The sequence below is a fragment of the Pseudomonas ulcerans genome (assembly GCF_036324125.1).
GTDB classification, from domain to species: domain Bacteria; phylum Pseudomonadota; class Gammaproteobacteria; order Pseudomonadales; family Pseudomonadaceae; genus Aquipseudomonas; species Aquipseudomonas ulcerans.
The window spans coordinates 227,455-245,938 of record NZ_JAZDQN010000003.1 but is presented as its reverse complement, the minus strand read 5'-3'; the positions used below and the strand labels follow the sequence as shown (position 1 = coordinate 245,938).

General features: G+C 63.3%; 18 protein-coding genes. 13 read left to right on the top strand and 5 right to left on the bottom strand.

The genetic code is table 11. The annotated features are described in order from the left end of the window. Positions 1-37: 37 nt before the first annotated feature. A complete protein-coding gene (locus V0R59_RS04665; RefSeq protein WP_330073317.1) occupies positions 38-955 on the bottom strand; it encodes a putative 2-dehydropantoate 2-reductase in 918 nt (305 codons plus the stop codon). 116 nt (positions 956-1,071) lie between these two features. On the opposite strand from V0R59_RS04665, the gene V0R59_RS04660 reads away from it, so the two are divergent. The 3 genes from V0R59_RS04660 (at position 1,072) to V0R59_RS04650 (ending at position 3,926) form a co-directional block, all read left to right on the top strand. Then, positions 1,072-1,557, top strand: coding sequence for a YajQ family cyclic di-GMP-binding protein (locus V0R59_RS04660; RefSeq protein ID WP_330073318.1), 486 nt, complete (start codon positions 1,072-1,074; stop codon positions 1,555-1,557). Positions 1,558-1,666: 109 nt separating this feature from the next. Next, the gene (locus tag V0R59_RS04655) at positions 1,667-2,512 is read left to right on the top strand and encodes a mechanosensitive ion channel family protein (protein WP_330073319.1); all 846 of its coding nucleotides are present in this window, start codon (positions 1,667-1,669) and stop codon (positions 2,510-2,512) included. Positions 2,513-2,693: 181 nt separating this feature from the next. Further along, positions 2,694-3,926, top strand: a complete 1,233-nt coding sequence (locus V0R59_RS04650; RefSeq protein ID WP_330073320.1) for an MFS transporter — start codon at positions 2,694-2,696, stop codon at positions 3,924-3,926. Position 3,927: 1 nt separating this feature from the next. Here V0R59_RS04650 and V0R59_RS04645 read toward each other — a convergent pair whose 3' ends face one another. Together V0R59_RS04645 and V0R59_RS04640 are read right to left on the bottom strand one after the other, a co-directional pair. Continuing rightward, positions 3,928-5,499, bottom strand: a complete 1,572-nt coding sequence (locus V0R59_RS04645) for an AmpG family muropeptide MFS transporter (protein WP_330073321.1) — start codon at positions 5,497-5,499, stop codon at positions 3,928-3,930. A gap of 43 nt (positions 5,500-5,542) precedes the next feature. Beyond that, entirely contained in the window at positions 5,543-5,896 is a 354-nt protein-coding gene (locus V0R59_RS04640; protein ID WP_330073322.1) for an MGMT family protein, read from the bottom strand. A 144-nt stretch (positions 5,897-6,040) separates the two neighbouring features. Between V0R59_RS04640 and V0R59_RS04635 the strand changes: the two genes are divergently transcribed. From V0R59_RS04635 to groL, 5 genes are all read left to right on the top strand, one after another. Beyond that, positions 6,041-7,048, top strand: coding sequence for a DUF481 domain-containing protein (locus V0R59_RS04635; RefSeq protein WP_330073323.1), 1,008 nt, complete (start codon positions 6,041-6,043; stop codon positions 7,046-7,048). Between the two features lie 83 nt (positions 7,049-7,131). Continuing rightward, positions 7,132-7,863, top strand: coding sequence for a HugZ family pyridoxamine 5'-phosphate oxidase (locus V0R59_RS04630; RefSeq protein WP_330073324.1), 732 nt, complete (start codon positions 7,132-7,134; stop codon positions 7,861-7,863). Between the two features lie 63 nt (positions 7,864-7,926). After that, complete coding sequence (locus V0R59_RS04625) at positions 7,927-8,397, top strand: FxsA family protein (RefSeq protein ID WP_330073325.1); 471 nt, start codon at positions 7,927-7,929, stop codon at positions 8,395-8,397. Between the two features lie 254 nt (positions 8,398-8,651). Beyond that, complete coding sequence (locus V0R59_RS04620; RefSeq protein ID WP_042122995.1) at positions 8,652-8,945, top strand: co-chaperone GroES; 294 nt, start codon at positions 8,652-8,654, stop codon at positions 8,943-8,945. A 47-nt stretch (positions 8,946-8,992) separates the two neighbouring features. Further along, a complete protein-coding gene (groL, locus tag V0R59_RS04615) occupies positions 8,993-10,639 on the top strand; it encodes a chaperonin GroEL (protein WP_330073326.1) in 1,647 nt (548 codons plus the stop codon). Positions 10,640-10,715: 76 nt separating this feature from the next. Here groL and V0R59_RS04610 read toward each other — a convergent pair whose 3' ends face one another. Beyond that, positions 10,716-11,462 (bottom strand): phosphatase PAP2 family protein, encoded by a 747-nt coding sequence (locus V0R59_RS04610; RefSeq protein WP_330073327.1) that lies wholly within the window; start codon positions 11,460-11,462, stop codon positions 10,716-10,718. Positions 11,463-11,644: 182 nt separating this feature from the next. Between V0R59_RS04610 and colR the strand changes: the two genes are divergently transcribed. The 5 genes from colR (at position 11,645) to V0R59_RS04585 (ending at position 15,362) form a co-directional block, all read left to right on the top strand. Beyond that, positions 11,645-12,328, top strand: a complete 684-nt coding sequence (gene colR, locus V0R59_RS04605) for a two-component system response regulator ColR (RefSeq protein ID WP_075806470.1) — start codon at positions 11,645-11,647, stop codon at positions 12,326-12,328. After that, complete coding sequence (locus V0R59_RS04600; RefSeq protein ID WP_330073328.1) at positions 12,318-13,610, top strand: sensor histidine kinase; 1,293 nt, start codon at positions 12,318-12,320, stop codon at positions 13,608-13,610. The genes colR and V0R59_RS04600 overlap by 11 nt, the downstream gene beginning before the upstream one ends. Positions 13,611-13,738: 128 nt before the next feature. Further along, positions 13,739-14,419 carry a class I SAM-dependent methyltransferase gene (locus V0R59_RS04595; RefSeq protein ID WP_330073329.1) on the top strand — a complete coding sequence of 227 codons (681 nt, stop codon included), beginning with the start codon at positions 13,739-13,741 and terminating at the stop codon, positions 14,417-14,419. A gap of 5 nt (positions 14,420-14,424) precedes the next feature. Further along, positions 14,425-15,135 (top strand): lipopolysaccharide kinase InaA family protein, encoded by a 711-nt coding sequence (locus V0R59_RS04590; RefSeq protein ID WP_330073330.1) that lies wholly within the window; start codon positions 14,425-14,427, stop codon positions 15,133-15,135. Beyond that, the gene (locus tag V0R59_RS04585; RefSeq protein WP_330073331.1) at positions 15,135-15,362 is read left to right on the top strand and encodes a hypothetical protein; all 228 of its coding nucleotides are present in this window, start codon (positions 15,135-15,137) and stop codon (positions 15,360-15,362) included. Before V0R59_RS04590 ends, V0R59_RS04585 begins: the two co-directional genes overlap by 1 nt. Before the next feature lie 70 nt (positions 15,363-15,432). Here V0R59_RS04585 and V0R59_RS04580 read toward each other — a convergent pair whose 3' ends face one another. Next, positions 15,433-18,483, bottom strand: a complete 3,051-nt coding sequence (locus tag V0R59_RS04580) for a multidrug efflux RND transporter permease subunit (RefSeq protein ID WP_330073332.1) — start codon at positions 18,481-18,483, stop codon at positions 15,433-15,435. Position 18,484 lies beyond the last annotated feature (1 nt).

Below are 18,484 nucleotides of genomic sequence, written 5' to 3'. Positions count from 1 at the left end.
ATGGTCCTGTGGGTGGGAGGGCAGGGTAGCGCTGCCCTCAGTCGCTGGGCAATCCGTGGCCGTCGAGGTGTTCGACCAGGCGTCGATAGAGCCGTTCCAGGTGCGGCAGCGGCTGGCCGTGGCGGGTTGCGCTGCGGCAGGCATGGCCGAGCAGGTAGTGGATCTCGGTGCGGCGGCCGTTGCGTACGTCCTGGTACATCGAAGAGTAGTTGGCCGCGGTGGCGTTGATCACCCGTTGCACTTCGCTTTCCAGGGCTTCGGCGGCTTGCGGCTGGCCGCAGGTGTGCAGCAGTTCGGCGAGCTCGGCGCACAGTGTGGCGACTTCGCAATGGTGCTCGGCAAGACCGCCGTTGCGGCAGTCGTAGAGCACGGTCAGCGGATTGATCGCGCAGTTCAGGGCGAGCTTGCGCCACAGGCGGGTGAGGATGTCCGGGGTCCATTCATGGGGAATGCCGGCGTCGGCGAGGTCGTCGAGCCACGTAGGCGCCAGCGGATTTGCCGGATCGCCCAGCCAGTTGAAGCCGTGGCCGGCGAAGTTCACCTGGAAGTCCCGCTCGCGGAAGGCGCCTTCGGTGCTGGAGGCGAAGACGCAGCGCGCCAGCGGCACGCGGGCGGCGACATCGTCCTGGCTGCCGAGACCGTTCTGCAGCAGGATCAGTTCGGCGCCCGGGCTCAGGCGGTGGGCGATGCTGGCGACGGCCTTTTCCGCATCGTAGGCCTTGCAGGCCAGCAGAAGGCGCTGGATCGGCGCTGGATCGGCGACCGTCTGTGCCTCGATGGCGAAGGTCTGCGCGCATCCCTGTTCGACCAGGGTCAGGCCACCGGCGGTCTGGTAATCGCGCAGGCGCTGCTCATCGCGCAGGATCAGGCGGACCGTCTTGCCCGCGCGGGCCAGGCGACAGGCCCAGAGGCTGCCGAGGCTTCCGGCGCCGAGAATATGCCAGGTGCTGCTCATCAGCGTTTCGCAACCGTTTATAATGAGCCCGCATTTTAACCGTCAAACCCCGGTGCGCTCCATCGCGCTTCCCTGTACAGAAGCGCCAGCGCACCTTTTATTTTTTGGAGAAGGGTATGCCGTCGTTCGACGTGGTATCGGAACTGGACAAGCACGAAGTCAAGAACGCGGTGGACAACGCCGTCAAGGAGCTGGATCGCCGCTACGACCTGAAGGGCAAGGGCAACTTCGAGTTCAAGGAAAAGGAACAGACCGTGCTGATGACCGCCGAGGCGGAATTCCAGCTCGAAGCGATGCTGGACATCCTGCGCCTGGCCCTGGTCAAGCGCAAGATCGACGCGAAGAGCCTGGAGGTCAAGGATGCCTACGCTTCCGGCAAGGAAATGAAGCAGGAGGCCGTGTTCAAGGAAGGTATCGACAAAGAACTGGCGAAGAAGATCGTTGCCCATATCAAGGACGCCAAGCTGAAAGTCCAGGCGGCGATCCAGGGCGAGCAGATCCGCGTCACCGGCAAGAAGCGCGACGACCTGCAGGAATGCATCGCCGCCCTGCGCGCCAAGGAATTCGACATGCCGCTGCAGTTCAACAATTTCCGCGACTGACAGCGCCGGTCCGGGAACCTTGGCGTTTTGATGGCGTCCGAGGTTCCTGGGGTCGCTGAATCGTTTGCGGCTCCCTATTTTCTGCTTTAGCCGCACTTTTGGAGGGCACATGGATTTGAATGCAGAGGTCGATCAACTGGTCAGGACTTCGCAGACCTGGATTCCGTTGATCATGGAATACGGCAGTCGCCTGGCCCTGGCCCTGATTACCCTGGCGATCGGCTGGTGGCTGATCAACAAGTTCACCGCGAAACTGGGCAAGCTGCTGTCCCTGCGCAATGCCGACACGGCGCTGCAAGGCTTCATCAGCACCCTGGCCAACATCATCCTGAAGATCCTGCTGTTCGTCAGCGTGGCCTCGATGATCGGCGTGGAAACCACCTCGTTCGTCGCCGCCATCGGTGCCGCCGGCCTGGCAATCGGCCTGGCCCTGCAGGGCAGTCTGGCGAACTTCGCCGGCGGCGTGCTGATCCTGCTGTTCCGTCCGTTCCGCCTGGGCGACTGGATCGAGGCGCAGGGTGTCAGCGGTACCGTGGACAGCATCCAGATCTTCCACACCGTGCTGCGCACCGGCGACAACAAGACGGTGATCGTGCCCAACGGTAACCTGTCCAACGGCATCATCACCAACTACAACCGCCAGCCGACCCGCAAGGTGGTGTTCGATGTCGGCGTCGACTACGAAGCCGACCTGCAGAAGGCGCGCAATGTGTTGCTCGACCTGGCCAGGAACGACCCGCGGGTGCACAAGGACCCGGCGCCGCAGGCGGTGGTCGCGACCCTGGGCGACAGTGCCATCACCGTTTCCCTGCGCATCTGGGTGAACACCGCGGACTACTGGGACGTGATGTTCATGCTCAACGAGCATGCCCGTGACCGCCTGAAGAGCGAGGGGATCGACATTCCCTTTCCGCAACGGGTGATTCGCGTGGTGCAGGAGACTGCCACTCAGTAATACGGTAGGGACCTTGTGGGAGCGGGTTCACCCGCGATTACGGTGGTGAATGCGCCATAGCAATCGCGGGTGAACCCGCTCCCACAAGCCATGCATTACACTTCTTCACCTCTTCCCGCTATCGGTCCGACAGGCTTTTCTGGCATACAAGCCGGTCTCGTTTCCCACTGCCGACCGAACCATGACCCCGCTCCTCAAGATCACCCCGTTCAGGGCCCTGTGCTTCGCCCTGACCCTGGCCCTGTTCGAACTGCTCACCTACCTCGCCAGTGACGTGGTCATGCCCGCCATGCCCCAGGTGGTGACCGAGCTGAATGCCAGCCCCGAGTACATTCCCCACGCGTTGAATCTGTATCTGCTTGGCGGCGTACTCCTGCAATGGCTGATCGGCCCGCTGGCCGACCGCTATGGCCGGCGTCCGCTGTTGCTCGGCGGTTGTGCGTTCTTCGGCGTCGTGTGCCTGGCCGCTTTCTGGGTCGACGGTATCGAGGTTTTCAACCTGCTGCGCCTGCTCCAGGGGATCGGCCTGGGCTTCGTGGTCACGGTCAGCTACCCGGCGCTGAACGAGGCGTTCAGCGAGGCGGACGCCGTACGGATGATGGCACTGCTGGCGAACATTGCCCTGCTGTCGCCACTGCTCGGCCCGCTGGTGGGCACGCTGCTGCTGGAATGGGTGTCGTGGCGCTGGCTGTTCGTGCTGTTCGGCATCACCGCCGTGGTGACCTGGGTCGCCCTGTACCGCTTCATGCCGGAAACCCTGGGCGTCGAGCGCCGCGATGGCTCGCGCCTGGGGTTCCAGCCGATCCACTTGCTGCCGTTGCTCTCGGGTTACGCGCAGCTGCTCGGCAACCGGCGTTTCGTCGCCGGCAGCGCCGCACTGGGCCTGATCGGCCTGCCGCTGATCGGCTGGATCGGCCTGTCGCCGGTACTGCTGATCCATGACGAGGGGCTCAGCACCCTGGCCTATGCGATGTGGCAATTGCCGGTGTTCGGCGGGTTGATCCTGGGCAACCTGATCATCAACCGGATTGCCGACCGCTATCCGCTCACAGCTCTGGTGCGCGGCGCCCTGTGGCCGTTCCTGGCCGGACTGCTGGTGGCCTTGCTGGCAACCTGGTTCTACCCGAGCGTACCGAGCCTGGTGGTAGGGCTATCGATCTACGCCCTCGGACTGGGCATCGGCAACGCCGTGCTGTACCGCATGACCCTGTTCAGCAGCGAGCAGAGCAAGGGCCTGGTTTCGGCGATGCTGGGAATGATCACCATCGCTCTGCTGGGCCTGGGCGGCGCGGTGATGGCGATGTTTGGCGCCGGCGCCAGCCTGCTGGCCTTTGCCGTGGCGTCGGGCGTGGCCGGCGTGCTGGCGCTGTGGCCGTTGCGGACGGTGTTGCGGGAGGGCGCGGCGCAGCCCTGAATCAGGGCTGCTGCTGTTCGCTGGTGGGGGTGGTGGCAGGCTGCTCCGGCTGGGCTGCCGGTTCCTTTTCGCGGTTGCTCTCCTGGTGCCAGTGCAGGGCAATCAGGATCAGGGTCGGCACGCCGAGCAGCGCGGTGATCAGGAAGAAGTCGTGGTAACCGAACTTCTCCACCAGCACTCCCGAGTAGCCGCCGATCAGGCGCGGCAACAGCAGCATGATCGAGCTGAGCAGGGCGTACTGGGTGGCGGAGAATTTCAGGTTGGTCAGGCTCGACAGGTAGGCGACGAACGCCGAGGTGGCCAGGCCCGAGCTGAAGTTGTCGAGGGAAATGGTCACCACCAGCATTTCCACGTTCGGCCCCATGTCGGCCAGCATCAGGAACAGGATGTTGGTGCCCGCCGAGGCCACGCCACCGATGAACAGGATCGGCAGGATGCCGAAGCGCACGATCAGCAGGCCGCCGACGCCCGCGCCGAGCAGGGTCATGACCAGGCCGAAGATCTTGCTGATACTGGCGATCTGGTCCTTGGTGAAGCCCTGGTCGATGTAGAACACGTTGGCCATCACCCCCATGACCGTATCGGACATGCGGTAGGTGGCGATCAGGCCGAGCAGCAGCAAGGCCTGCCAGCGGTAGCGGTGGATGAAGTCGTTGACCGGCGTCAGTACCGGCGCCAGGCCGCGACGGCCCATGGTCGAGAGGCACAGGCAGGTCAGGGTGGTGTAGAGGATGGCGCGCAGGAAGGCGCGGTCCTCCAGGAGCAGGTCGAGCAGGCTGACGCCCTCGAACAGCACGCTGGCGAAGTCGGTGTTGTACAACTGGGTGAACATCGCCGGTACCGAGACCAGCAACACGATCAGCACGAACACCGACATCAACTGGTGGGTGAAGCCGTAGCGCGCGGCCTTCAACTGCGTGCGCAGGGAGACCGGCGGTTCGCGCATCAGCAGGGTGGTGAACACGGCGGGCAGCATCATCACGCCGAACAGCACGTAGGTGCCGGTCCAGGCCTTGTGCAGGTAGCTGAAGCCGGTGGAGCCGAACCATTCGGCGAAGAACAGGGCGCCGGCGGTGGCGAGCAGGGCGGCGACCCGGTAGCCGGCCATGTAGCTGGCGGCGAGGGCGGCCTGGCGCTGGTCGTCGGCGATTTCCAGGCGGTAGGCGTCGACGGCGATGTCCTGGGTGGCGGAGGCGAAGGCCACCAGCACCGCCAGGGCGATCAGCCAGGACAGGTGTTTCTGCGGATCGCAGAAGCCCATGCCGATCAGGCCGATGACCACCAGCAACTGCGACAGCACCAGCCACGAGCGGCGACGGCCGAGCTTGCCGAGCAAGGGCAGGCGCCATTGGTCGAGCAGCGGCGACCAGACCCACTTGAACGCGTAGGCCAGGCCGATCAGGCTCGCGTAGCCGATCGTCTCGCGGGCCACACCGGCCTCGCGCAGCCAGACCGACAGGGTCGAGAACACCAACATGTAAGGCAGGCCGGCGGCGAAGCCGAGCAGCAGAAGCACCACGGTCGACGGGCTGGCATAGGCAGCGAGCGCAGCGCGCCAGGTTTTACGGGGCATGGGCCAACATCTGCCTCAAGATTACGGACACAAAGCGCGCACTCTAACTGGTGTGATCCATCGGACGCCAGCCATGGCGCGACATATCGACGCGATTATTGCGCAGGCTGACACCTTCGGCGCGCAGGCGCGCCCTTTGTTCATCCCCCGACGGCGTGCCTTGCTGGAGGCTGAGCCGACCGCCGGCACCCAGCACCCGGTGCCAGGGCAGCCGCGTGTCCGGAGGCAACTGGCTGAGCGTACGCCCGACCCAGCGCGCGGCACGGCCAAGTCCGGCCATCTGCGCCAATTCACCGTAGCTGGTGACCTTGCCTGGTGGAATCTGGTTCAGCACCAGGTAGAGCGCCGTTCGTCGGGACTCGGCATTTTCCTGGGTCATGTCGCCAGCGCCCGTCATCCGCGACGCTCCGGGGTAACGGCGGATTTCTTGTAACCGTTGGGAATTGAACTCATTGGCATTGCTTGGGTCTGTCCTTGCTCTGGTGCTGGGCATCCGGATAATGCCCGACTTTTTTCGCCAACCTTGATGTCAGTATTGCCTATGTATTCTAGAACCCTGTTGTGCCTTGCATTGGTCGGCGTGAGCGCGCCGGCTCTCGCCGATACCGTGTGGATGAAGAACGGTGACCGCCTGAGCGGCAAGATCAAGGTGTTCGACGGTGGCAAGCTGCTGCTGGAAACACCCTACGGTGGCTCCATTCCGCTGGACTGGAAACAGGTCAAGACCCTGGAAAGCGACCAGGAACTGCTGGTCAAGCAGGACGAATACAGCGGCGAGCGGGCCAAGTCTTTGCAGGCCGCCGAGCAGGGCAAGGTGATCCTGGCCAACGGCGAGGCGCCGAAGACCGTCGAACTGGCGAGCATCCAGCAGATCATGAAGCCCAAGCCGGTGGTCGAGGACCTGGTGTGGAAGGGCAACGTCGACCTGGCCCTGGACTACAAGCGCGCCGAGTCCAACACCGACGACTACGACGTCGACTTCAAGACCACTGCCCGCCACGGCCGCTGGCGGCACAACGCCGAAGGCGAGTACAACCGCGACAGCAAGGACGACGTCACCACCACCAACAACTGGAGCGCCGAGTACGCGCTGGACCGCTTCATCACCGACAAGTGGTTCTGGCAAGGGCGCCTGGAGTACAAGCGCGATCACATCGAGGACCTGGCTCGCCAGCGTACCGTGGGTACCGGCCCGGGCTACCAGTTCTGGGATGACGAACTGGGCGCCTTCTCCCTCGGTTCGCTGCTCAACCGGACCGACTACGAATACGCCGACGGCGGCAAGGACAACTTCTACTCCATCGGCATGAAGTGGAACTACAACCGCTTCCTGATCGGCAAGACCGTGGAGCTGTTCACCAACGGCGAAGTTGGCCGGCCGCTGGGCAATGTCGCCGACTACAGCCTGGATGCCGAGGTCGGCCTGCGCTACAAGGTCACCGAGTGGGCCTCGCTCAACCTCAAGGCCGAGAAGGACCTGATCAGGGGCACCAACGACAGCGACCTGGACAAGACCCGCTACACCGCAGGCTTTGGCGTGACCTGGTAAGCCCCTTGGCAGCGACAGGTGATAATGATTAGCTTGTCGCTATCACCGCCCGTGCCGGGCGGCCTGTTTCCAGGAGTCCAGACGTGAGCGCCACCGTTGCCAGGCAAGCCCGAGAACTGCTGCTCAAGGAGTACCGCGGGGTACTCTCGACCCATTCCAAGTCGATGCCCGGCTTTCCGTTCGGTTCCGTGGTGCCGTACTGCCTGGACGCCGACGGCAATCCGCTGATCCTGATCAGCCGCATCGCCCAGCACACCCACAACCTGCAGAAGGACCCGAAGTGTTCGCTGCTGGTGGGCGAGCGTGGTGCCGAGGACGTCCAGGCGGTGGGCCGCCTGACCGTGCTGGCCCAGGCGCGCAAGCTGGAGGACGCCGCGGCCATCGAGGCGGCTGCCGAACGCTACTACCGTTACTTCCCCGACTCGCGCAACTACCACAGCGCCCACGACTTCGATTTCTGGGTGCTGCAGCCGGTGCGCCATCGCTACATCGGCGGTTTTGGCGCGATCCACTGGATCGACCAGCTGACCCTCGCCAACCCGTTCGCCGGCAAGGCCGAGCTGAGCATGGTCGAGCACATGAACAGCGACCATGCCAAGGCCATCGCCCACTACGTCGCCCTGAGCGGCCTGCCGGATACGCAGCCGGCGCAACTGGCCGGGATCGACAGCGAGGGCATGCACCTGCGTATCGGCCAGGCGTTGCATTGGCTGGCCTTCCCGGAGCCTTGCAATACCCCGACACAAGTTCGCGAAGCCTTGGTTTTGCTGGCCCACGCCGAACAATGGCCGCAGCGACAGGCTGCCGAGGCTTGAAATTGGCAGCTAAAGTTACCATTTGAGGTCTATTGGAAGATGTCTTCCGCTGAGGAACCCTCGATGCGTGCTTTTCTACTGCTGTTTCTGATTTTCCCGATCCTTGAGCTGTATGCCTTCTTCAAGGTGAGCAGCGCCATCGGCTTCTTCCCGGCGCTGCTGCTGATCTTCGCCGGCTCCGCCCTGGGGCTGCTGGTGGTGCGCGTCGCCGGTCTGGCGACGGCACTGCGTACCCGTGACAGCCTGCAGCGCGGCGAAATGCCGGCCGAGGAGATGTTCCACGGCCTGATGCTGGCGCTGGGCGGTGGCCTGCTGCTGATCCCTGGCTTCATTAGCGATGTGTTCGGCCTGGTCCTGCTGTTGCCGTTCGTCCGCCGTCTGCTCGGGCGCAAGCTGCGCCAGCGGGCGGAAGCCCAGGCCATGCGCCAGCGCGCGTTTGCCGAGGATGCCTTCAACGGTCAGCCGGGTGCGCCGGGGCGTGGGCCGCGGCAGCCGAACGTCATCGAAGGTGAGTACGAGCACCGCGATTCCTGATTTTCACTGCACTGAGAAACGGCCCCTTGCGGGCCGTTTCTCGTTCCTGCGGGTTCATTTCAAAAAAAAACATTTGCGAGCCTTGTAATCGCGCAGGGCGCCCCTATGTATGGGTCACCGCAAGGTTTCTGGGCATCCGCACCAGACAAGACATACGTGGCCCGCCCCGCGGACCACGACCGGCGAAGCCGGAATGCATCCACCCGCCGGTAACGAAACCGGCCGATGAAAACCACAATCAGGAGAGATCGACAATGAAACTTCGTCCTCTGCATGACCGCGTCGTTATCCGCCGCAGCGAAGAAGAATCGAAAACCGCTGGCGGTATCGTTCTGCCAGGCTCGGCTACCGAGAAGCCAAACCGTGGCGAAGTCGTCGCCGTTGGCGCCGGTCGCATCCTGGACAACGGTGAAGTGCGCGCGCTGGCCGTGAAAGTGGGTGACAAAGTGGTTTTCGGCCCTTACTCGGGCAGCAACACTGTGAAAGTTGACGGCGAAGACCTGCTGGTAATGAGCGAGAACGAAATCCTCGCCGTTGTCGAAGCTTGATTCCGCTGGTTTCCCGTTACTCCAAAGTATTCAAGGATTAAACGATCATGGCTGCTAAAGACGTAAAATTCGGCGATTCCGCCCGCAAGAAAATGCTCGTTGGTGTCAACGTACTGGCTGACGCGGTAAAAGCGACCCTGGGCCCGAAAGGCCGCAACGTGGTCCTGGCCAAGAGCTTCGGCGCTCCGACCATCACGAAGGACGGCGTTTCCGTCGCCAAAGAGATCGAGCTCAAAGACGCCTTCGAGAACATGGGCGCCCAGCTGCTGAAAGACGTTGCCTCCAAGGCCAACGACGAAGCCGGTGACGGCACCACCACCGCTACCGTACTGGCCCAGGCCATCGTCAGCGAAGGTCTGAAATCGGTTGCCGCCGGCATGAACCCGATGGACCTGAAGCGCGGCATCGACAAGGCCACCCTGGCCATCGTCAAGGAACTGAAAGCCCTGTCCAAGCCATGCGCCGACTCCAAGGCCATCGCCCAGGTAGGCACCATCTCCGCCAACTCCGACAACTCCATCGGCGACATCATCGCCGAAGCCATGGAAAAAGTCGGTAAAGAAGGCGTGATCACCGTCGAAGAAGGCTCGGGCCTGGAAAACGAACTGTCCGTCGTCGAAGGCATGCAGTTCGACCGTGGCTACCTGTCCCCTTACTTCGTCAACAAGCCGGACACCATGGTTGCCGAGCTGGAAGGCCCGCTGCTGCTGCTGGTCGACAAGAAGATCTCCAACATCCGCGAACTGCTGCCAGTCCTGGAAGCCGTTGCCAAGTCCGGCCGTCCGCTGCTGATCGTGGCTGAAGACGTCGAAGGCGAAGCCCTGGCGACCCTGGTCGTCAACAACATGCGCGGCATCGTCAAGGTCGCTGCGGTCAAGGCACCAGGCTTCGGCGACCGCCGCAAGGCCATGCTGCAGGACATCGCCGTCCTGACCGGCGGTACCGTGATCTCCGAAGAAATCGGCCTGAGCCTGGAATCGGCTACCTTGGAGCACCTGGGCAACGCCAAGCGCGTCACCCTGTCCAAGGAAAACACCACCATCATCGATGGCGCTGGTGCAGAAGCCGACATCGAATCTCGCGTCAAGCAGATCCGTGCCCAGATCGAAGAGACTTCCTCCGACTACGATCGTGAAAAACTGCAAGAGCGCCTGGCCAAGCTGGCTGGCGGTGTTGCCGTGATCAAGGTCGGTGCCGGCACCGAAGTTGAAATGAAAGAGAAGAAAGCCCGCGTTGAAGACGCCCTGCACGCTACCCGCGCAGCCGTCGAAGAAGGCGTGGTACCTGGCGGTGGCGTAGCCCTGGTTCGCTCCCTGCAGGCCATCGCTGACCTGCGTGGCGACAACGAAGACCAGAACGTCGGTATCGCCCTGCTGCGTCGCGCTGTTGAAGCGCCACTGCGCCAGATCGTTGCCAACGCCGGCGACGAGCCAAGCGTCGTGGTCGACAAGGTCAAGCAAGGTTCGGGCAACTTCGGTTACAACGCTGCTACCGGCGAGTACGGCGACATGATCGAGATGGGCATCCTGGACCCAGCCAAGGTTACCCGTTCCGCGCTGCAGGCAGCTGCTTCGATCGGCGGTCTGATGATCACCACCGAAGCCATGGTTGCCGACCTGCCGGAAGACAAGCCAGCCGGCATGCCTGACATGGGCGGCATGGGCGGTATGGGTGGCATGGGCGGCATGATGTAAGCCAGCCTCATCCTGCTGCAAGAAAGAGCCCCGCTAGATGCGGGGCTTTTTTATGCCTGGAGGTCAGGCATGGACCTCATCCCGCCTGCGCAACCTTGCTGGCTTCGGCGCTCTCGACCGGTGCCTTGCGACGGTACAGCACCAGGTAATAGCAGCCCAACCCGATCAGCCAGCAGAACACCGCCGTCCACACGTTGTGCGAGAAGAAATGCGCACCTTGCATCATGCGCCCGACAGAGAACACCGTGCCGAGGGCAAAGGCGAACGCCAGCGCGGCCTTGGCCATGCGCGGACGGCGATCGCGCAACACGAAGAACAGCGCAAACAGGGTGAAGCCGGTAGCGGCATGGCCACCAGGCCAGCAACGGCCGGGCTTGTCGGTCTGCGGACGGGCTTCCAGCAGCTTGCTGTAGGTTTCCTTGCCGCCGAACTCGCTCAGGCTCCAAGGGCACTGCACCGCGGTCACGGCTTTGAGTGGGGTGACGAAGGCGGTGGACAAGCCCATTGCCAGTACCAGGCAACCCAATTCGCGGCGGATCGGCTTCAGGCGTTGCAGGATGAAACTGCCGGCGAAACCGATGATGGCGAACACGCTGAAGGCGATGACCACCTGCTTGGCGCGGTCGTGCAGGATGTCTTCGAGGAAGTAGCTGTGACGGCCGATGAACTGCCCGGCGCTATGGTCGTAGAACAGGTTGGCCAGGATCATGTCCAGGTCGGTCAGTTCCAGCAGCATCAGGATGACGGCGGTAAACAGTGGAATGCCCAGCACGATCCAGGGATTGAGCGGGCGGGAAGGGCGGAAATCGTTGGCTTCAGGCATGAGGGATCCTGGTTGGGCGGGAGACGACCGGCGATTCTCCACCTCGTCACATGGGTCGTTCGTGAATCCATCGTGAAAAAAACGTCAGGTGACAATATCGTCCGGATGCCCTAGCGGGTTGTCTACTATGACCGTAAGCTGCGCCACCTGAAGGCCATAGCAGAAGCAGACGAGAGGGAGCCATGCGCATTCTACTGGTTGAAGACAACCGCGATATCCTGGCCAACCTGGCCGATTACCTGGGGCTCAAGGGCTACACCGTGGATTGTGCCCAAGATGGGCTTTCCGGCCTGCACCTTGCCGCCACCGAGCATTACGACCTGATCGTCCTTGACATCATGTTGCCCGGCATCGACGGCTACACCCTGTGCAAGCGCCTGCGCGAAGACGCCCGTCGCGACACGCCGGTGATCATGCTCACCGCCCGCGACCAGCTCGACGATCGCCTGCAGGGCTTCCGCTCCGGCGCCGACGACTACCTGCTCAAGCCGTTCGCCCTGTCCGAGCTGGCCGCGCGCATCGAGGCGGTGCTGCGTCGGGCCCAGGGTGGCGGGCGCCGCAGCCTGCAGGTGGGTGACCTGAGCTACGACCTCGATACCCTCGAAGTCACCCGCCAGGGACGTCACCTCAAGCTCAACCCGGTCGGCCTCAAGCTGCTGGCGGTGCTGATGCAGAAAAGCCCCCACGTCCTGCGCCGCGAAGTGCTGGAAGACGCCCTGTGGGGCGACGACTGCCCGGACAGCGACAGCCTGCGCAGCCATGTTCACCAGTTGCGCCAGGTGATCGACAAACCGTTCGACAAACCGCTGTTGCACACTGTCCATGGTGTCGGCTATCGCCTGGCCGAGGGGCGTGATGGAGTTTAAGCAGAGTCTTGCGCAGCGGATCATCATCGCGTTTGCCCTGATGAGCGCACTGGTGGCCGGGGCATTCGCCTTCGGCATCGTCGCCACCGTGCATCTGGTGGAAGAACGGCTGATCTCCTCGGTGCTGGGGGGGGACCTGCAACGCCTGCTGCTGATGGACAACGTCAGCGAGTGGAGCCACCGGCCGCGGCCGGACCAGCTGTTCTACTACAGCGGTGGGCGCGACGATTTCGCCCTGCCGTCGGACTTGCGCCACTTGAATCCCGGCTTCCACGAGGTGTTTCGCGAGCACCTGTCGTACCACGCCATGGTCGAGGTGGTGGATGGCCGGCGCTACGTGCTGCTGCAGGACCAGAGCGACTTCGAGGAGCGCGAGCGGGTGCTCTTCGCCGTGGTGGTGGTGGGCTTCGTGCTCAGCCTGGCGCTGGCGGTGTTCCTTGGCTGGATCCTGGCCCGCCGGGTGATGGCGCCGGTTGTCCGCCTGGCGCGCCAGGTTCGCCACCGTGACCAGTTGCTCGGCCTGGCGCCGCCGCTGGCGCCGGACTATGCCGCCGACGAAGTGGGCCAGCTGGCGGTGGCTTTCGATGCCACCCTGGGCCGTTTGCGCGATGCGCTGAACCGCGAGCGTCTGTTCACCAGTGACGTCAGCCACGAATTGCGCACGCCGTTGATGGTGCTGGCCACTTCCTGCGAGCTGTTGATGGAGAACCCTGCTCTTGAAGGCCGGGCCCGCACCCAGGTGGAGCGTATTGCCCGCGCCACCGAGGAAATGCGCGAGCTGGTGAAGACCTTCCTGATGCTCGCCCGCGCCCAGCGCGATGAAGGTGCGGTGGCATCGCAGACGACGCTGAAGGAGGTCGGTGAAGAGCTGGTCGGGGTCTGGCGCGACACCATCGAGCAGAAAGGCCTGAAGCTCAGCTTCGTGGTCAGGGAAACATCGGCGACGCTGTACAACGCCACCTTCCTCCAGTCGGTCATGGGCAACCTGCTGCGCAATGCGGCCCACTACACCGACCATGGTTTCATCCGCCTGACCATCGAGGCCAACAGCTTCACTGTCGAGGACAGCGGTGTCGGCATCCCCGAGGAACAGCGCGAGGCGATGTTCCAACCGTTCGTCCGCGGCGGCGAGAAACGCGGTGAGGGCCTGGGACTCGGGCTTTCGCTGGTCCAGCGGATCTGCGACGACCAGGGCTGGGTGGTCACCCTCAGCGAAACCCAGCCCCATGGCTGCCGCTTCCATGTCAGCCTGGGCGACAAGGGCCTGTCGCCGGACCTCTGAGTCCGGTGGCAAGCACCGTAATACTTTGTAAAGTCTGTTCTTTCGACTGACATTTTTTTCACGAAGACATGACCTGACGGCGACGTCGCCCCCCGTAACGTGGGCCCATTGCAGTCAGGAGTCCTTCCATGTCCAGTCCGACCAAACTCGAATTTTCCGACAAGTACGACCAGCAGCACGCCCAGCAGTACTTCGAGAAACACCACGCCAGCTTCTCCCGGCGCATGTCCCACAATCGCGACGAGCAACTGGCTCGCCGCGCACTAACCCTGGCCGGCGAGCCAGGCCTGGTCCTTGACTTGCCATGTGGTGCCGGCCGTTTCTGGCCGTTGCTGGCCGAGAAGCCCAATCGCGTGATCATCGGTGCCGACAATTCCGAGGCCATGCTGGAAACCGCCTGCCGCTCGCAATCGCCCGAGATCGTGAAACGGGTACGTCCCTTGCAGACCTCTGCCTTCGATATCGATCTGCCCGACAACGCTGTCGACAGCATTTTCTGCATGCGTCTTTTCCACCATATCGGCGAAGCGCCTCACAGAATGCAGATTCTCAAGGAATTTCAACGAGTTACCCGTGATAGCGTAATTCTGTCGTTGTGGGTGGATGGCAATTTCAAGGCGTGGCGCCGGAAAAAACTCGAAGACCAGCGTATCGCCCGGGGTGAAACCGGGAGTTACCAGAACCGCTTTGTGTTACCGGCGGCCACGGTCGAAGAAGAATTCAAGGCCGCCGGCTTCCGGATTCAGGAACGAATGGACTTCCTGCCGTTCTATGCGATGTGGCGAGTCTATGTATTGCGAAAAGGTTGAAAACTATGGACGTGGCAAGCGCGGACCGGACTTCCGGTACTGATCAGTTCGAGTACTTCTGGCAGCAGCAGGGCGAGTGGGTGGAGGAGCCCAACCAGCGCCGCGGGGGCGAAAGTGGCGTACAGCGCCTGCGCGATGATCGCGGACACATGCTGTATGCCAAGCGCCAGGTCGGGCATATCTACCGCAGCGTGCTGCATCCGTTCGGTCGCCCCACCGTGTTGCGCGAGTACGAGGCGCTGCACAGTTTCGAACAGCTCGGCGTGCGCGTGCCGCATATCGTCTATTGCGGGGTCGAGCGTGATGCCGACCGCCAATGGCGGGCATTGCTGATCAGCGAGGCGCTGGACGGTTTCGAGGAAATCGACGTCTGGTACGCCAAGGGCGGTCGCGAGCGCTACGGCGAAGTGCTGCATGAGCGGATGCTCGAAGACCTGGCGCGCAACCTGGCGCGCATGCACTTGGGCCATTGGCAGCACGGTTGCCTCTACGCCAAGCATGTCTTCGTCAAGGTCGTGGGCGAGGGGGATGAGGCCCGGGCGGAGGTGGCGCTGCTGGACCTGGAGAAATGCCGCCGGCGGATCAGCAAGCACAAGGCCGCCGCCAACGATCTGCGTCAATTGCGTCGCCATTCGTCGTTCAGCGATGCCGACTGGGAAAAGCTGCTCTACTTTTACCGTGTGGCGTTTGGCAGCGCTGTCAAAGGTTTAGAGTGATGAAACTAGAAATAGCTCGAAGTCTGTTTCTGTTGGCTGCCCTGGCTACCGCGACCGTTGCGGTGGCGGCCTGGGAGGAGCCTCGCCCGGGTGTGATCAATGCGTCCGCGACATTGACGCATTGCCCATTGCCGCGAGCGGTGAAACCGCAGGTCGATGCCAAGCCCGACCACGACCTGCTGCTGTTTCTGTTCGGCATGAGCCAGGGGTTGCGTGCCCAGGGCTGAACAGGGTGAGTTGCAAGCGAAAAGGCCCCGTCCGTGGACGGGGCCTTTTGCTGTGTCGATCCTGAGGGCATCAGGTTGCCGGTTGTTCGACCGCCTTCACCTCATCCTTGCGCGCCAGCAAGGTATACACGCAGGGCAACACGAACAGCGTGAACAACGTCCCCACCGACATCCCCGTGGCGATCACCATGCCGATGTCGAAGCGGCTCACTGCCCCCGCTCCCGTGGCGATGATCAGCGGCACCATGCCGAACACCATCGCCGCCGTGGTCATCAGCACGGGGCGCAGACGGATCGCCGCGGCTTCCTCGATTGCCTCGCGCACCGACAGGCCCTTCTGCTCACGCAACTGGTTGGCGAACTCGACGATCAGGATACCGTGCTTGCTGATCAGGCCGATCAGCGTCACCAGGCCGACCTGGGTGTAGATGTTCAGGCTCGACAGGCCGAGGAACAGCGGGATCAGCGCGCCGCAGATCGACATCGGCACCGTCACCAGGATCACCAGCGGGTCGCGGAAGCTCTCGAACTGCGCTGCCAGCACCAGGAAGATGATCGCCAGGGCCAGGCCGAAGGTCACCCACAGCGCGCTGCCTTCCTGCACATACTGGCGCGCCGCGCCGCCGTAGTCGAAGGCGAAGCCGGCAGGTGCTTCCTCCTGGGCGATGGTGCGCACGGTGTCGATGGCTTCACCCATGCTCACCACCGGGAAGCCGGAGATGATCGCCGAGTTGAGTTGCTGGAACTGGTTGAGCTGGCGCGGACGGGCGCGGTCGGTGACCGTGATCAGTGTCGACAGTGGCAGCATCTGGCCGTCCTGGTTCTTCACGTAGTAGTTGTTCAGCCAGTCCGGGTTGTCGCGGTAGGCGCGCTCGACCTGGGCGATGACCTTGTAGCTGCGCCCGTCGATGGTGAAACGGTTGATTTCCGCCTCGCCCAGCAGGGTCGCCAGGGTGCTGCCGAGCACGTCCATGGACACGCCCATCTGCGCGGCCTTGGCGCGGTCGATGTCCACCACCACCTCGGGTTTGTCGAAGGCCAGGTCGATGTCGAGGAAGGCGAACTTGCCCGAGGCCTCGGCGCGCTCCTTGACCCGCTGGGCCACGTCCAGCAGTGACTCGTAGTCGTTCGGCGTGTTGATCACGAAGGCGAACGGCAGGCCTTCGCCGGTGCCCGGCAACGAGGGCAGGTTGAAGCCGAAGATCTGCAGGCCGGCGATATCGTTGAGCTTGGCCTGGACCTCCGGCAACAACTCCATCTGCGTGCGCTGGCGATCGCCCCAGGGCTTGAGCAGGAAGCCGCCGATCCCCGATTGCACACCATTGAAGCCGTTGATCTGGAATGACGAGTAGTACTCGGGGAATTCCTTGAACAGCGTGGTGAACTCATCGGTGTAGGCATTGAGATAGTCGAGGTTGGCCGGTTGCGGCGCGGTGGCCATCATGAAGATGATGCCCTGGTCCTCGTTCGGCGCCAGTTCCGAGGTACTGAACTTGAGGAACACCGGGATCAGGCACAGCACGATGAGGCCGAACACGATCACCACCGGGCGGGTATCCAGGGTGGCGTGGAGGATCTTCTGGTAGCGCTGTTTCAGGCGCTCGAAGATCAGGTCGAGGCGATGGGCCAGGCCGCTGGGGTTTTCCTCGTGGCGCAGGAGGAAGGCGCACATCATCGGCGACAGGGTCAGGGCGACCACGCCGGAGATGATCACGGCGCCGGCCAGGGTCAGGGCGAATTCCTTGAACAGCGCTCCGGTCAGGCCTTCGAGGAAGCCGATTGGCGCGTACACCGCAGCCAGGGTGATGGTCATCGACACCACCGGCATGGCGATCTCCCGCGCACCTTCCAGCGCGGCCTCGAAGGGTGTCTTGCCTTCCTCGATATGGCGGTGGATGTTCTCCACCACGACGATGGCATCGTCCACCACCAGGCCGATGGCCAGTACCATCGCCAGCAAGGTCAGCAGGTTCAGCGAGTAGCCCATGAGCTGCATGAAGAACAGCACGCCGATCATCGACAGCGGGATGGTTACCACCGGGATCAGCACCGAGCGGAAGGCGCCAAGGAACAGGAAGACCACGACGATGACGATGAGCACCGCCTCGGCCAGGGTCTTCACCACTTCGTCGATGGAGGCCTGGATGAACAGGGTGGCGTCGTAGGCGATGGAGGCCTTGAGGTTGGGCGGCAACTGGCCTTCCAGCTCGGGCATCAGCTTGCGCACCTCCTTGATCACGTCCAGCGGGTTGGCCCCTGGCGTGGCCTTGATGCCGATGTAGACCGACGGCGTGCCGTCGAAGGAGCTGACCGTGTCGTAGTTCTCCGCGCCCATTTCCACCCGTGCCACGTCACCGAGCAGGACCCGGCTGGTGCCGCTGGTTTTCAGCGGGATGTTGGCGAAGGCCTCGGCGGACTTCAGCTCGGTGCTGGCATTGATGCTGGTGACCACGTATTCGCCCTTCACCTCGCCGGCGGCGGAGAGGAAGTTGTAGCGCCGTACCGCATCGGTCACGTCACTGGCGGCGAGGCCGTAGCCGGCCAGGCGCACCGGGTCGAGCCACAGGCGCATGGCGAACACCTGGTTGCCGAGGATCTCCGCCTCGGCCATGCCCGGCAGGGTCGCCAGCTTGGGCTGGATCACCCGCGACAGGTAGTCGGTGATCTGCGGGTTGCTCAGTTCCTTGCTGTAGAAGCTGATGTACATCAGCGCCGAGGCGTCGGCGGCCTCCTTGCTCAGTACCGGGTCCTCGGCGTCCTGCGGCAGCTTGTTCTTGACCTCGTTGGCCTTGGCCAGCAGCTCGGTGAACAGGCGGTCGCTGTCCGAACCGATGCGCGCGTAGATCGAGATCACCGAGAAGTTCTGCCGGCTCACCGAGGTCATGTAGTCGATGCCCTCGGCACTGGCCAGGCTCTGTTGCAACGGCTGGGTGATATAGCCCTGGATGGTCTCGGCGTTGGCTCCGGGGTAGGCGGTGGTCACCGTGATCAGGGCGTTTTCCATCTGCGGGTATTGGCGGATGGGCAGCTTGCTCCAGGCCTGGAAGCCGAGCAGGACGATCAGCAGGCTGACCACGCTGGCCAGCACCGGGCGGCGGATGAACGGATCGGTAAATGCCATG

Bases quoted from the DNA above. Each gene is read 5' to 3' on its own strand.
- V0R59_RS04645 (WP_330073321.1), bottom strand. From the start codon at position 5,499: ATGCCCCGTAAAACCTGGCGCGCTGCGCTCGCTGCCTATGCCAGCCCG.
- V0R59_RS04660 (WP_330073318.1), top strand. From the start codon at position 1,072: ATGCCGTCGTTCGACGTGGTATCGGAACTGGACAAGCACGAAGTCAAG.
- V0R59_RS04585 (WP_330073331.1), top strand. From the start codon at position 15,135: ATGAAACTAGAAATAGCTCGAAGTCTGTTTCTGTTGGCTGCCCTGGCT.
- V0R59_RS04635 (WP_330073323.1), top strand. From the start codon at position 6,041: ATGTATTCTAGAACCCTGTTGTGCCTTGCATTGGTCGGCGTGAGCGCG.
- V0R59_RS04590 (WP_330073330.1), top strand. From the start codon at position 14,425: ATGGACGTGGCAAGCGCGGACCGGACTTCCGGTACTGATCAGTTCGAG.
- groL (WP_330073326.1), top strand. From the start codon at position 8,993: ATGGCTGCTAAAGACGTAAAATTCGGCGATTCCGCCCGCAAGAAAATG.
- V0R59_RS04580 (WP_330073332.1), bottom strand. From the start codon at position 18,483: ATGGCATTTACCGATCCGTTCATCCGCCGCCCGGTGCTGGCCAGCGTG.
- V0R59_RS04650 (WP_330073320.1), top strand. From the start codon at position 2,694: ATGACCCCGCTCCTCAAGATCACCCCGTTCAGGGCCCTGTGCTTCGCC.
- V0R59_RS04625 (WP_330073325.1), top strand. From the start codon at position 7,927: ATGCGTGCTTTTCTACTGCTGTTTCTGATTTTCCCGATCCTTGAGCTG.
- colR (WP_075806470.1), top strand. From the start codon at position 11,645: ATGCGCATTCTACTGGTTGAAGACAACCGCGATATCCTGGCCAACCTG.
- V0R59_RS04655 (WP_330073319.1), top strand. From the start codon at position 1,667: ATGGATTTGAATGCAGAGGTCGATCAACTGGTCAGGACTTCGCAGACC.
- V0R59_RS04640 (WP_330073322.1), bottom strand. From the start codon at position 5,896: ATGACGGGCGCTGGCGACATGACCCAGGAAAATGCCGAGTCCCGACGA.
- V0R59_RS04620 (WP_042122995.1), top strand. From the start codon at position 8,652: ATGAAACTTCGTCCTCTGCATGACCGCGTCGTTATCCGCCGCAGCGAA.
- V0R59_RS04595 (WP_330073329.1), top strand. From the start codon at position 13,739: ATGTCCAGTCCGACCAAACTCGAATTTTCCGACAAGTACGACCAGCAG.
- V0R59_RS04665 (WP_330073317.1), bottom strand. From the start codon at position 955: ATGAGCAGCACCTGGCATATTCTCGGCGCCGGAAGCCTCGGCAGCCTC.
- V0R59_RS04610 (WP_330073327.1), bottom strand. From the start codon at position 11,462: ATGCCTGAAGCCAACGATTTCCGCCCTTCCCGCCCGCTCAATCCCTGG.
- V0R59_RS04600 (WP_330073328.1), top strand. From the start codon at position 12,318: ATGGAGTTTAAGCAGAGTCTTGCGCAGCGGATCATCATCGCGTTTGCC.